This is a genomic window from Bradyrhizobium sp. CFUWI (assembly GCF_056429085.1).
Map to the genome: position 1 here is coordinate 262,191 of NZ_JBWJZE010000007.1, position 12,983 is coordinate 275,173.

The 12,983-nt window shown below is 63.4% G+C and carries 11 protein-coding genes; 4 read left to right on the plus strand and 7 right to left on the minus strand.

The genetic code is table 11. The features are described 5' to 3' along the window. Positions 1-158 precede the first annotated feature (158 nt). From AC066S_RS17875 to AC066S_RS17890, 4 genes are all read left to right on the plus strand, one after another. Positions 159-1,010: a 3-hydroxybutyryl-CoA dehydrogenase gene (locus AC066S_RS17875; RefSeq protein ID WP_126255558.1), complete on the plus strand. Its 852-nt coding sequence runs from the start codon at positions 159-161 to the stop codon at positions 1,008-1,010. Between the two features lie 134 nt (positions 1,011-1,144). Continuing rightward, entirely contained in the window at positions 1,145-1,609 is a 465-nt protein-coding gene (locus tag AC066S_RS17880; protein WP_126255559.1) for a group III truncated hemoglobin, read from the plus strand. A gap of 263 nt (positions 1,610-1,872) precedes the next feature. Then, positions 1,873-2,526 (plus strand): QcrA and Rieske domain-containing protein, encoded by a 654-nt coding sequence (locus AC066S_RS17885; RefSeq protein ID WP_135169668.1) that lies wholly within the window; start codon positions 1,873-1,875, stop codon positions 2,524-2,526. A 129-nt stretch (positions 2,527-2,655) separates the two neighbouring features. Continuing rightward, positions 2,656-4,380, plus strand: a complete 1,725-nt coding sequence (locus AC066S_RS17890; RefSeq protein ID WP_126255882.1) for a methanol/ethanol family PQQ-dependent dehydrogenase — start codon at positions 2,656-2,658, stop codon at positions 4,378-4,380. Between the two features lie 254 nt (positions 4,381-4,634). Here the strand turns inward: AC066S_RS17890 and AC066S_RS17895 are convergent, their stop codons facing one another. The 7 genes from AC066S_RS17895 to xoxF5 form a co-directional block, all read right to left on the minus strand. After that, positions 4,635-4,892 carry a hypothetical protein gene (locus tag AC066S_RS17895; RefSeq protein WP_126255561.1) on the minus strand — a complete coding sequence of 86 codons (258 nt, stop codon included), beginning with the start codon at positions 4,890-4,892 and terminating at the stop codon, positions 4,635-4,637. 54 nt (positions 4,893-4,946) lie between these two features. Further along, positions 4,947-7,259: a xanthine dehydrogenase family protein molybdopterin-binding subunit gene (locus tag AC066S_RS17900; RefSeq protein WP_135169667.1), complete on the minus strand. Its 2,313-nt coding sequence runs from the start codon at positions 7,257-7,259 to the stop codon at positions 4,947-4,949. A 1-nt stretch (position 7,260) separates the two neighbouring features. Further along, positions 7,261-7,713: a (2Fe-2S)-binding protein gene (locus tag AC066S_RS17905; protein WP_126255883.1), complete on the minus strand. Its 453-nt coding sequence runs from the start codon at positions 7,711-7,713 to the stop codon at positions 7,261-7,263. Positions 7,714-8,440: 727 nt separating this feature from the next. Beyond that, a complete protein-coding gene (gene gfa, locus AC066S_RS17910) occupies positions 8,441-9,004 on the minus strand; it encodes an S-(hydroxymethyl)glutathione synthase (protein ID WP_126255563.1) in 564 nt (187 codons plus the stop codon). 31 nt (positions 9,005-9,035) lie between these two features. Next, entirely contained in the window at positions 9,036-10,145 is a 1,110-nt protein-coding gene (locus AC066S_RS17915; RefSeq protein ID WP_126255564.1) for an S-(hydroxymethyl)glutathione dehydrogenase/class III alcohol dehydrogenase, read from the minus strand. Positions 10,146-10,205: 60 nt separating this feature from the next. Next, entirely contained in the window at positions 10,206-10,697 is a 492-nt protein-coding gene (locus AC066S_RS17920; RefSeq protein WP_126255884.1) for a c-type cytochrome, methanol metabolism-related, read from the minus strand. A gap of 110 nt (positions 10,698-10,807) precedes the next feature. Continuing rightward, entirely contained in the window at positions 10,808-12,613 is a 1,806-nt protein-coding gene (xoxF5, locus tag AC066S_RS17925; protein WP_126255565.1) for a lanthanide-dependent methanol dehydrogenase XoxF5, read from the minus strand. Between the last annotated feature and the right edge of the window lie 370 nt (positions 12,614-12,983).

The following is a 12,983-nucleotide window of genomic DNA, read 5'->3' on the forward strand; positions in this document are numbered from 1 at the left end:
GTTTGAAGCCCCTCAGGCGCTTTATTCCGTCCATGAATGCTTTAAGGGAGGGGCAGGATCGGGTCGCAGCCGTCTTGCGGCGGTGCTAGACCTGATGCGGAAACAATGGCGCCGTGGCCATACTGGCATCGGCTGCAGGATGAGAAGGATATGAGGCAATGATCCAGACCGTTGGCATCATCGGGGCAGGGACCATGGGCAATGGCATCGCGCAGATCTGCGCGGCGGCCGGGCTCTCGGTCGTGATGGTCGACATTTCCGATGCGGCCGTGAACCGCGGGCTTTCAACCGTCGGCGGCAGCCTCGAGCGCCTGGTCAAGAAGGAGAAGATGTCGGCGGCCGATCGCGACGCCACGCTCAAGCGCATCACCGGCACCACGGACCGGGCGAAGCTGTCGGATTGCGACCTGGTCATCGAGGCCGCGACCGAGAACGAGGAGCTCAAGGTCAAGATCCTGAAGGACCTCTGCGCCGCCTTGTCGCCGCGCACGCTGGTCGCGACCAACACCTCGTCGATCTCGATCACCAAGCTCGCAGCCGCGACCGACCGTCCCGATCGCTTCATCGGCATGCACTTCTTCAATCCGGTTCCGGTGATGGCATTGCTGGAACTGATCCGCGGCCTGCAGACCTCTGATGAGACCCATGCCAAGGCGCTCGATTTCGCCAAGCGCGTCGGCAAGGTGGCGATCACCGCCAAGAACAGCCCGGGTTTCGCCGTCAATCGCATCCTGTGCCCGATGATCAACGAAGCGATCTTCGCGCTCCAGGAAGGCATCGCGACCGCGGAAGAGATCGACGCCGGCATGAAGCTCGGCTGCAACCATCCGATCGGGCCGCTGGCTCTGGCCGATCTGGTCGGGCTCGACACCATGCTTTCGGTGATGGAGGTCTTTTACAAGGGCTTCAACGATCCTAAATATCGGCCAGCGCCGTTGCTCAAGGAAATGGTCGACGCCGGCCATCTCGGCCGCAAGACAGGGCAGGGCTTTTACACCTACAGCGCCTGATCAGGGCGGCCGGCGGCGGGCCTTTCGCGCTCGCCGCCGGATCCCGCACTTTGCGCTGCGACAAAGACGCCGCGCGCAACTGGCCCGACAATGTCGGACGGCCCCGCGGGAACAACGGAACGGACACAGAGGATATGTCGGATCGACTGAAGGCCGAGCGCGAGGCGGCGGCCGCACGGCGGAGCCTGTTGACGCAGGATGCGATCGAGCGCACCGGAATCACCGAAGAGATGATCGGGGAGCTCGTCACCCGCTTCTACGGACGGGTGCGCGAAGATGCAAAGCTGGGTCCGGTGTTTGGGGTGGTGCAGAACTGGGACGAGCATCTCGCCAAGCTCAGGGATTTCTGGTCCTCGGTCGTGCTGATGAGCGGCCGCTATCACGGCTCGCCGATGCGGGCGCATTTGCCGCTCAGCCTGGCTGGCGACCATTTCGACCGCTGGCTCGATCTGTTCGAGCAGACCGCGCGCGAGGTCTGCCCGCCGCCGGCAGCCAGCCTGTTCATCGACAAGGCGCGTCGCATCGCCGACAGTTTCGAAATGGCGTCGGCAACCGTTGCCGGTTCGATTGCCGCGCCGCGCCACGTGCTCAGGCCCTGACGACCACCGGCTGCCTGCAACACATGCGGATGCGTCGCGCCGCGTTTGCGCAGCGCGACGGATAGCGCGCTGCACCAATTCCGACATCATCAGTCTGATCTGCAAAATCATCATGCCGATCGCGCGGCGCGACGCTGAAATCGCGAAAACGCGTTTGAATGCATTCAGTCTTGCTCAATCAACGCGAGCAAAGTCATATTGATGCACTGCGGCGCCAATTCTTCGCCTTGTTTTCGGCAGAGTTCCAGCGCCTGTTTGTGAACATGTCCCGCGCATCGTTCACCACCAATTCCTCATCGTCCGAAAGCTCCTCGGAACCCGACGCCGAAGTCTATGCCGAGCAGACGCGGCGCACGGTCCTGCTTGGTGCGCTCGTCACCACCGCCTGTCTCGGTTGCTCCGCGCATGCGGGTGCGAATGAGGATCCGCCGGGGGCCGACGAACGGCCCCAGAAAGGCGATGTGCTCGTCTTCTCCGAAGGCGACAAGGAGGGAAAGCCGATCACCGCGGCCGACCTGCCGGCCGGCGGACCGCCGCTGCACGCCTGGCCGAAGGATCCCAACACATCGGTGGTGCGCAGCGGCTCGCGGCTCAACGAGATCCTGATCATCCGGCTCGATCCGGCCGAGCTCGACGAGAAGACCCGCGCGCGCGCCGTCGATGGCATCCTCGCTTATTCGGCGATCTGCTCGCATGCCGGCTGTCCCGTCACCGCCTGGGTGAAGAGCGATGTTGGCGACAAGGAGGTGTTCAAGTGCATGTGCCACAACTCCGAATTCGATCCGCGCGCCGGCGCGCAGGTCGTGTTCGGACCGGCGCCGCGACGGCTCGCCGCGCTGCCGCTGGTGCTGGCTGACGGTTCGCTCAGCGTCGCCGGCAATTTCACGGGAAAGGTAGGTGGCGCGCAGCCAGGATGATGGAGGGTTGCGGGCGGAGCCCGCGTCACGAAAGGCCGCATCCGCCAACGGCGGACGAGGGACGAACAACAAGAATTCACAACAAGAATTCAGAACGGATGAAAAAGGGGAACGTCCATGAAAACTTCCATGACCAGGAAGCAATGGTTACTGTCCGGCTTCGTCGCCTTCACGTGTCTTGCATCCACTGCCGCCGTGTCCGGCCCGATCGAGAATTATTCTCCGGTTACCGCACAACGATTGGAGAATCCGGAGCCCAACAACTGGATGCTCTACCGGCGCACCTATGACGGGCACGGCTACAGCCCGCTCGACCAGATCAACACTTCGAACGTGAAGAACCTCACGCCGGTCTGGACCTTTGCCACCGGCGTGGTCGAAGGCCACCAGGCGCCGCCAATCGTCAACAATGGCGCGATGTTCGTGACGACCCCGATGGGGCAGGTGATCGCGCTGAATGCGAAGACCGGCGACGAATACTGGCGCTACAAACGGCAGCTCCCCGACGACCTGTTCCAGCTGCATCCGACCAACCGGGGCGTCGGCTTGTGGGAGGACAAGCTCTACCTCGCCACCACGGACGATCACGTGGTCGCGCTCGACGCCAAGACCGGCAAGGTGGTGTGGGATACCAAGGTCCAGGACTACAGGAAGGGCCAGTACTTGACGCTGATGCCGTTGATCGTCGACGGCAAGGTCATCGTCGGCGGGTCCGGTGGCGAGTTCGGCGTGCGCGGCTATATCGTTGCCTACGATGCCAAGGACGGCAAGGAACTGTGGCGGACCTACACCATCCCCGGCGAAGGCGAGCCCGGTCACGACACCTGGCAGGGCGACGACTGGAAGAACGGCGGTGGCTCGGCCTGGATGACCGGCAATTACGACAAGGAGACCCGGACGATCTATTGGGGCGTCGGCAACGCCGCGCCCTGGCCCGGCGACAGCCATCCCGGCGACAATCTCTACACTGCATCGGTGCTCGCGCTCGATCCCAACACCGGCAAGATCAAGGCCTATCACCAGTACCACCAGAACGATTCCTGGGATTGGGACGAGGTCGAGGCGCCGATGCTGATCGATCTGCAACGCAACGGTCGCACCATCAAGAGCCTGGTCCACCCGGGACGCAACGCCATCTTCTGGGTGCTCGAGCGGACGCCGACCAAGATCAACTATGTCGCCGGTTGGCCGTTCGTCCATACGGACGTCTGGAAGGGCATCGACGAGACCGGCAAGCCGATCGTGGATCCCGCGCACAAGCCGGTGATCGGCAAGCGCGTCGAGTTCTGTCCGTCGCTGTGGGGCGGCAAGGACTGGCCGTCGGCCGCCTATAGCCAGAGGACCGGCCTCGTCTATGTGCCTGCCAACGAGAATTTCTGCGGCGGATTCACCGGCGAGAAGGTCCCGCTCAAGCCGGGCGAGCTCTGGCTCGGCACCAAGCCGGAAGACATCGGCCTCAAGACGAGACCGGGTGCGGATCATTTCGGCGAGCTCCAGGCCTGGGATCCCGCCACGGGCAAGAAGGTGTGGCAGCACAACTTCCCCAAGTCGCAACTGTTCGGATCGGTCACGGCGACGGCGGGCGATCTCGTCTTCGTCGGCGGCACCAACGACCGCAACTTCCGCGCCTTCCACGCCAAGACCGGCGAACTCCTCTGGGAGCAGAAGACCAACTCCGGCATCGTCGGCATGCCGGTGTCCTACGAGATCGACGGCACCCAGTACATCGCGATCCAGTCGGGCTGGGGCGTGGACGCGCAGCGCATCCAGGATGCGCTGGTGACCAACAACATCGGCATCGAAGCCAATGTGCCCCAAGGCGGCGTCGTCTGGGTGTTCGCGCTGAAGAAATAGCTCCGCGGGCGGATCGAAGACAGCGGAGCAGCAAGGGGGCGGGAATGCGGCGGACGGCAACGTCCGCCGCATTCTTGTTTGTGCGCTGGGATTGCCCGCGGGCCGCATACTCGACGTCATGCCCCTTGTCCCGCCTGCGCGGCCGTAGCCGCTTCGGCGCGGCGAAGGCCCGGGCATCTACGTTCGTCGTGCCGCGGCAAAGGCCGTGGATGGCCGGGATAAACCCGGCCATGACGGCATGAGGTCGCAAAAGTCTACTTCCCCTGGCGATCCACCTTGTCCTTCTCCTTCTGGTTCATCTCGCGAACCTTCGGATCGGGATTATGCTGTCCGGTGGTCTGGGTGGTCGAGGCGGGCGGGGCGTTGGCGTTGGGCAGCGAGTTCTGGTCCGGCGTGCCGGGACGCGTGGCCGTGGTCGGCGGGGCGGTATTGCTCTGGGCAAATGCGCCTGCGGCCGTCAAAAGAAAGGCGCTCGACAGCGACACTGCGAGCGCCTTTGAGAGATTGGTCATCGATCAGCTCCTGTCAGATCGATGGAAACGGCGCGAGGCCGCTTCTGTTCCGACTTACGCCTCCAGCTGCTTGCCGATCGGCAAGCTCCGGATACGTTTTCCCGTCGCAGCGAAGATCGCGTTGATCAGTGCCGGCGCGAAGGGCGGGACACCAGGCTCGCCGACGCCGCTCGGCGGCGTGTCGGGTCCGGGCGGCACGATGTAGACGTTGGTCACTGCAGGGGACTCGTCCATCCTGATGACCTGGAAGTCGTCAAAATTCTTCTGTTGTACTTTGCCGTCCTTGAAGCTGATCTCGCCGTATTTGGCGAGGCTCAGCCCCATGATCGCAGCGCCCTCGATCTGCGAGGCGATGCGTTCGGGGTTGACATAGGTGCCGCAATCGATCGCGGTGTCGACCCTTGGCACCGTCAGCTTGCCCTTGTCGTCGACGGCGACCTCGACGATGGTCGCGATGTAGCTGACGAAGCTGCGGTGCACGGCAATGCCGAGACCGTGGCCCTTCGGCACCTGACGGCCCCATCCGCCCTTCTCGGCGACCAGCTCGACCACCTTGCGCAGGCGCGCGGTGTCGATCGGGTAGCTGTCCTGGGGCTCGCCGTAGTTCCAGAGGTCCTTCACGTTCGGCTTGACGATACGAGGCGAGCCGATCAGCTCGAGCAGCATGTCTTTCTGGTCGCGGCCGGTCGCCTGCGCGATCTCGCCGACCATGGATTGCACCGCGAAGGCCCGCGGGATGTTCGAGACCGAGCGGAACCAGCCGATGCGGGTATGCGCGGCGGCTTCCGGATTCTCGCAGGAGATGTTGGCGATCTCGAACGGCATGTCGACGAGGCCCATGCCGATTTCAAACGGCGCCTGATGCACGGCACCGGCGGCAAAGGTCGAGGCGATGCTGGGAGCCACGCTGCGGTGGCGCCAGGCGATCACCTTGCCGTTCTTGTCGAGGCCGGCCTCGATCCGCTCGACCGAGACGGTGTGCAGGAAGCCGTTGTGAATGTCGTCCTCCCGCGTCCACTGCACCTTCACCGGGGCGCCGAGTTCCTTCGACAGCAAGGCGGCTTCGAGCGCAAAGTCGCATTTCGACTTGCGGCCGAACCCGCCGCCGAGCAGGGTCACGTTGACGGTGACATTGCCTTCGGGAATGCCGAGCGTCTTGGCGACGTCCTCGCGGGTGCCGCCCGGGCTCTGCACCGGCGCCCAGATCTCGGCCTTGTCGCCCTTGACGTCGGCGACCGCGACCGGCGGCTCCATGGCGACATGGGCCAGATGCGGGAGGTAGTACTCGCCGACGATGATCTTGTCCGCGCCCTTCAAGGCCGCCTCCGCATCGCCCTCCTTGCGCACGACGAGGCCCGGCTTGCGCGAGGCCTCCTCGAGCTCCTTGCGATAAGCGACCGAGTCGTACTTGGCGTTGGCGCCGTCGTCCCAGGTCAGCTTCAATGCGTCGCGGCCCTTGATCGCCGCGCCGGTGTTGCGCGCGATCACGGCGACGCCCCCGAGCGGCTGGAATTTCGACGGCCACGGCCAGCCTTGAACCTTCATCACCTTCTCGACGCCGGGGACCTTCAGCGCCGCCTCCGGATCGAACGAGACCAGCTTGCCGCCGGTCACCGGCGGGCGCGCGATCACGGCATATTTCATGCCCGGCAGCCGCACGTCGGCGCCGTAACGCGCCTTGCCGGTGGTGATGTCGTGGAGATCGACGATGCCGATCTGGCCCTTGCCGAGATAGCGGAAGTCCTTGGGATCCTTCAGCTTGAGGCCTTCGATTGCAGGCACCGATTGCTTGGCGGCGTCGGCTGCGAGCTCGCCGAAGCCGAGCTTGCGGCCGCTCGCGCTGTGCACGACCTCGTGATTGACCGCCTTGACCTCGGTCGCCGGCACGCCCCAGCGCTTGGCCGCGGCCTGCTCCAGCATGGTGCGGGCCGAGGCGCCGATCTGGCGCATCGGGATCAGATAGTGCCGCGTGCTGCGTGAGCCGTCGGTATCCTGGTTGCCGAACTTCACCTCGTCGCCATGGGCCTGCTGCACCTTGACCCTGGACCAGTCGGCTTCCATCTCCTCGGCCACGATCAGCGGCAGGCTGGTGCGTACGCCGGTGCCCATTTCCGATCGGTGCCCGACGATGGTGACGATGCCGTCCGAGGCGACTGAGACGAAGATTCGCGGATCGACCACGACGCCGTGCGGCATCTTGCCGGCACCGGTCTCATAGGCAAGCGCCTGGCGCGACATCACGGGGGCGGCGAGCACGAAGCCGCCGGTGATGCCGAGCCCCTTCAGGATGCTGCGGCGCGAGACCTTCTCGACCTTGATGTTCTTTTCGAAGCCACGGAGCTTGCCGGGATTGTCGATGAAATTCATGTCACACTCCCGTCGATGCGAGATGGACCGCGTTCTCGATGCGCTGGTAGCAGCCGCAGCGGCAGATGTTGCCGGACATCGCCTCGCGGATCTGGTCATGCGAGGGCTTCGGATTGTCCATCAGGAGCGCGGCGGCCTGCATGATCTGCCCGGTCTGGCAGAAGCCGCATTGCGGCACGTTGACCTGGCGCCAGGCCTTTTGCACCGGATGATCGCCGTTCGGATGCAGCCCCTCGATCGTCGTGACCTCGCGTCCGGCAACGTCGTTGACCGACGTGATGCAGGCGCGCACCGCTTCCTTGTCGACGATGACGGTGCAGGAGCCGCACAAAGCCTGCCCGCAACCGAACTTGGTGCCGGTCAGCCCAACCTCGTCACGCAGGAACCAGAGTAGCGGAAGATCCGGGTCGCCGTCCCAGCTCTGTTCCTGTCCGTTGATCTTCACCTTGATCATGGCCATCCCTCGCTCTTCGTAAGCATGCCAAAATTCAAAACTCGCCGACGCCGGTCGGCGCAATGCCAGTTGCATCGCATCCCGGCCCACGATCCCGCACGGGCAGATCCCGGCAGGGGCAGGAATACGAATCTCGATGTCCGGATGTGTTCGATACCTCCCGTTTGTTCTTAATTGATTGTATTTCGCGCGGCATCGTGACGGCGTGATCGTAGCAAAGATCGCGCCCGCCCGGCATTCACAGCTGGGTGTTCTCACCGGGAAAAGATTGCATCGATGATTTGTCAAAAGCAGGGCGCATCAGCGCGACGCGTGCACGTCGCGTTCGCAAACGGGGACCGCGACGAAAAAGGCTTCGTCCGCGAGCAAGACCGCACGGACGAAGCAGGATGCCTCAGTCGAGGGAGGGAGAAACGCAAGCGCCGGGACTTCAAGACGGAGGTCGGCGGCGCTGCGCAGTCATTCAGAGACCAGGACTGAGGGAACTCATCACCCTCGTAGACCCGTGAGTTGCAGAGGCGGCGGCATCGCCGCGATCGTCCCGGGGCGCGAAACCCGTCCGATTTCGCTGGCCCTGATCGGGGCCATCGAGCGGACGGGGTTCGGCGAACGTCTAAAGCGCGATACGATTAGGATGAATGGTCATCGCGCTTTAGGTTGTTGCTTAAACATGATCTTTTCGGAAAACCGCTGCGCACTTTTCCGGATCATGCTCTAGCGGCCCTGCTCAGGCGGCTTTGGCTTTGGCGACGTGGGTCGCGATCGCGTCCATCAGCGCCGGTGACAGGCAATCATAGGGCTCGAGCCCGATTTCCTTCAACCGCGCACGAATGCCCGCCATCTGCTCCGGCTTCACGCCCGATTCGATCACGGAGGAGACGAAGGCGGCGAATTGCGGCGCCTGCGAGCCCTGCTCCTGGAACAGCTCGGGATGGATGAAATCGAGACCGTAGAACGGGTGGCCCTTGTTCTCGATGCGGCCGTACATGTGGGTGCCGCAGGCCTTGCACGCGTGGCGCTGGATCACTGCGGAGGGGTCGACGATCTGGAGCTTGTCGCCGTTCTCGAGCACGGTGACGTTCTGGCGCGGCACCACGGCGACGACGGAGAACGTCGCGCCTTGCGGCTTCCAGCACTTGGTGCAGCCGCAGGCATGATTGTGGGCGACGTCGCCCTTGATGCCGACCTTGACCGGCTGGTCCTTGCATTTGCAGACGAGCGTGCCGCCGGCAAAGCTGCCGCTGCCCTGTTTGAGGCCGTTGTCGATCGAGGGGTGGAGTGCAACAGTCATGGTCGATCCTCCTTGGGGTGACGGTTTCGGGCTAGTACACGACGACTGAACGGATGGATTTGCCCTCGTGCATGAGGTCAAAGCCCTTGTTGATCTCCTCGAGCTTGAGCACGTGGGTGATCATCGGATCGATCTGGATCTTTCCGTTCATGTACCAGTCGACGATCTTCGGCACGTCGGTGCGGCCGCGCGCGCCGCCGAACGCCGTGCCGCGCCAGTTGCGTCCGGTGACGAGCTGGAACGGGCGGGTGGCGATCTCCTTGCCGGACTCGGCAACGCCGATGATGATCGATGTGCCCCAGCCGCGATGGCAGGCTTCCAGCGCCTGGCGCATCACCGTGGTGTTGCCGGTGCAATCGAAAGTGTAGTCGGCGCCGCCGTCGGTGAGGCCGACGAGATGCTGGACAATGTCGCCGGTGACCTTCTTGGGGTTGACGAATTCGGTCATGCCGAACCTGCGGCCCCAATCCTCCTTGGCGTCGTTGATGTCGACGCCGATGATCTTGTCGGCGCCGGCCATCTTGGCGCCCTGGATCACGTTGAGGCCGATGCCGCCGAGGCCGAACACGACCACGTTGGAGCCCGGCGTGACCTTCGCGGTGTTGACGACGGCGCCGACGCCGGTAGTGACGCCGCAGCCGATGTAGCAGCTCTTGTCGAAGGGGGCGTCCTCGCGGATCTTGGCGACCGCGATCTCCGGCAGCACGGTGAAGTTCGAGAAGGTCGAGCAACCCATGTAGTGGTAGACCGGCTTGCCCTTGTAGGAAAAGCGGCTGGTGCCGTCGGGCATCACGCCCTTGCCTTGCGTCGCGCGAATCGCGGTGCAGAGATTGGTCTTCTGGCTGAGGCAGCTTTTGCACTGCCGGCATTCCGGCGTGTAGAGCGGAATGACGTGGTCGCCCGGCTTCACCGAGGTCACGCCGGGGCCGATCTCGCGGATGATGCCCGCGCCTTCATGCCCCAGGATCGACGGGAAGATTCCCTCGCTGTCGAAGCCGTCGAGCGTATAGGCGTCGGTATGGCAGATGCCCGTCGCCTTGATCTCGACCAGGACTTCGCCGGTCTTCGGGCCTTCCAGGTCGACCTCGACGATCTCGAGCGGCTTTTTGGCTTCGAAAGCGACGGCGGCACGTGTCTTCATCGGTAGCTCCTCAAATTCTCATAAGACGCCAGTAAGTCGTCTTGGCAGTCCTCGTAGCGTTCACTTCTTGCCCATGCAGGCGTCTTCCGCCTTGGTGTAGGCCTCTGTCTTCTCCTCCTTCTTGGCGGGACGCTGCCGGCCCCATGCTTCGGTGGAGCGGGCGCGGAGATAGACGTAGAGGTCGTCCATGTAGCAGGCGACGTTCGGGTTGTCGCCGAAGGCCGGCATGACGTTCTCCTGTGCGGTCGAGATGTTCTTGCGACCGGAGGCGACCACCCCGAGGAAGTCGCCGTAACTCATCGTCTTGACGGAATCCTTGAGCGCCGGCGCATAGGTGGAGCCCATGCCGTCAGGCCCATGGCAGACATGGCAGTCGGAATGATAGCGGCGGTATCCGGAATAGGTGAACCAGTCCACGGTGCCGTCGGCCGAAATCTTGTAGGTCGGTGTTCCCTCTTTATCGAGCCACTTTCCGTCGTCTTCCTTCTTCACGGCGGCCGGATCGACCGGACCATCCGCGACCGCAATTCCTCCGGACGCAACCAAGATCATCGCAGCAATGACAGAGCAGATTTTACGCAAGAGATTTATCCTCGAAGAAGCCCGGGGGGGACGAGCCGGCGCGTGGAGCTGATCCACGCGCCGGAGCGATGCTGATGGGCCTAGTTCGGCAGCGAGAACACGGTCAGGGTGCCGCCGAGTGCCGTGTAATTGCTGAGGGCCGCGTAACCGCCGACTGCGCCGAGACCTGCGGTCGGATCGGTCAGACCTGCTGCCAGGCCGATGCCGGCCCAGCCGCCCACGCCAGAGAGCACTGCGACGTACTGCTTGCCGCCGTTCTCATAGGTGGTGACGTTGCCGATGATGCCGGAGGGAGTCTTGAACTTGTAGAGCTCCTTGCCGGTCTTGGCGTCGACCGCCTTCAGGTAGCCTTCGAGCGTGCCGTAGAACACCACGCCGCCGGCGGTTGCGAGCGCACCCGACCAGACCGAGAACTGCTCCTTGTTCGACCACACGATCTTGCCGGTCTTATTGTCCCAGGCGATGAAGTTGCCCATGTGGGTTTCACCCGGAGGCGGATACATCGAGAGGGTCGCGCCCACATAGGGCTGGCCCGCGGTGTAGCTCACCTTGAACGGCTCGTAGTCCATGCAGACGTGGTTGGTCGGAACGTAGAACAGCTGCGTGTCGGGCGAGTAGGCTGCCGGCTGCTCGTCCTTGGTGCCGAGCGCGGCCGGGCAGATGCCCTTCGTGTTCTTGTCCTCTCCGCCCGCTTCCGTCGAATACTGGGTGACCACCTTCGGACGGCCGTAGGTCGGGGAGTTCTTGTCCATGTCGACGCCGGAGGTCCAGTTCACCTTCGGATCGTACTTCTCGGCGACCAGCAGTTCGCCGGTGGCGCGGTCCATGGTGTAGGCGAGGCCGTTGCGGTCGAAATGCGTCAGCAGCTTGCGCGGCTGGCCGTTGATCGACTGATCCGAGAGGATCATTTCGTTGACGCCGTCATAGTCCCATTCGTCATGAGGCGTCATCTGGTAGACCCACTTGGCGAGGCCGGTGTCCGGATTGCGCGCCCAAATCGTCATCGACCATTTGTTGTCGCCGGGACGCTGCTTCGGATTCCAGGTCGAGGGATTGCCCGAACCGTAATAGATCAGGTTCAGCTCGGGATCGTAGGAGATCCAGCCCCAGGTGGCGCCGCCGCCGATCTTCCACTGATCGCCTTGCCAGGTCTTGAGGCTCGAGTCCTTGCCGATCGGCTTGCCGAGCGCGGTGGTCTTCTCGGCATCGACCAGAAGCTGGTCGTCCGGTCCTTCCGAATATCCACGCCATGCCAGCTTGCCGGTCTTGATGTCGTAGGCGGTCATGTGGGCCTGAACGCCGAATTCGCCGCCGGAGATGCCGACCAGCACCTTGTCTTTCACGACCAACGGTGCCGATGTGCCGGTCTCGCCCTTGCCGGGATCGCCGTTCTTGGCGGTCCACGCCACCTGACCCGTCTTGACATCGAGCGCGACGAGGGTGGTGTCGGCCTGATGCAGGAAGATCTTGCCGTCGCCGTAGGCCAGGCCGCGGTTAACGGTGTCGCAGCACATCACGGGGATGACGTTCGGATCCTGCTTCGGCTCGTACTTCCAGACGATCTTGTTCTCCTGCGAAAGGTCAATGGCGTAGACCTTGTTCGGGAACGGAGTGTGGACGTACATCATGTTGCCGATGATCAGCGGGCCGCCTTCGTGGCCGCGCAGCACGCCGGTCGAGAACGTCCAAGCCACCTGGAGCTTGCCTACGTTCTGGGCATTGATCTGGTTGAGCTTGGAATAGCGGGTATTGGCGTAATCGCCGGCCGGCATCACCCAGTCTTTCGGGTTCTGCGACATCTTGATCAGCTCGTCATTGGCGGACGCGCTCCCGACGGCGAGAGCCGCCGCTGAGCCAAGAAAGGTCGCCAGTAGCACCTTGCGCATAGTCATTCCTCCGTTGGTCTCGTTTATTGTTTCCGAAGCAATATCGATTCACCGGGCTTCTCGTCCGGCGTCTGCTCGTGCAGGGCGGTCACGATTGGGACCAGAAACGATGCTGTGCTGTTTCCTCCTCCTGATGAGAGCCACGGGTCCACGTGCAGGAGCGGCCCGTTCTTATTGTTCCTGCCGCAATCCCTAACGACTTCGTCAACGGGAAACTTGCCCAAGAGAGAAGCCGGTTTGCTCGACAGCGCACGGGGGAAAAGAATTTGATTTTGCAGTAGCGAATTCAGCGGCTTCCGCGCGGCTTGGAGGGCGCTCTCGACGCTCAGGTTCCCCTTGACGGCGCTGCAACTAAGGCGGAGGATTAACT

Bases quoted from the DNA above. Each gene is read 5' to 3' on its own strand.
- AC066S_RS17895 (WP_126255561.1), bottom strand. From the start codon at position 4,892: ATGACCAATCTCTCAAAGGCGCTCGCAGTGTCGCTGTCGAGCGCCTTT.
- AC066S_RS17915 (WP_126255564.1), bottom strand. From the start codon at position 10,145: ATGAAGACACGTGCCGCCGTCGCTTTCGAAGCCAAAAAGCCGCTCGAG.
- AC066S_RS17875 (WP_126255558.1), top strand. From the start codon at position 159: ATGATCCAGACCGTTGGCATCATCGGGGCAGGGACCATGGGCAATGGC.
- xoxF5 (WP_126255565.1), bottom strand. From the start codon at position 12,613: ATGCGCAAGGTGCTACTGGCGACCTTTCTTGGCTCAGCGGCGGCTCTC.
- gfa (WP_126255563.1), bottom strand. From the start codon at position 9,004: ATGACTGTTGCACTCCACCCCTCGATCGACAACGGCCTCAAACAGGGC.
- AC066S_RS17885 (WP_135169668.1), top strand. From the start codon at position 1,873: ATGTCCCGCGCATCGTTCACCACCAATTCCTCATCGTCCGAAAGCTCC.
- AC066S_RS17900 (WP_135169667.1), bottom strand. From the start codon at position 7,259: ATGAATTTCATCGACAATCCCGGCAAGCTCCGTGGCTTCGAAAAGAAC.
- AC066S_RS17890 (WP_126255882.1), top strand. From the start codon at position 2,656: ATGACCAGGAAGCAATGGTTACTGTCCGGCTTCGTCGCCTTCACGTGT.
- AC066S_RS17880 (WP_126255559.1), top strand. From the start codon at position 1,145: ATGTCGGATCGACTGAAGGCCGAGCGCGAGGCGGCGGCCGCACGGCGG.
- AC066S_RS17905 (WP_126255883.1), bottom strand. From the start codon at position 7,713: ATGATCAAGGTGAAGATCAACGGACAGGAACAGAGCTGGGACGGCGAC.
- AC066S_RS17920 (WP_126255884.1), bottom strand. From the start codon at position 10,697: ATGATCTTGGTTGCGTCCGGAGGAATTGCGGTCGCGGATGGTCCGGTC.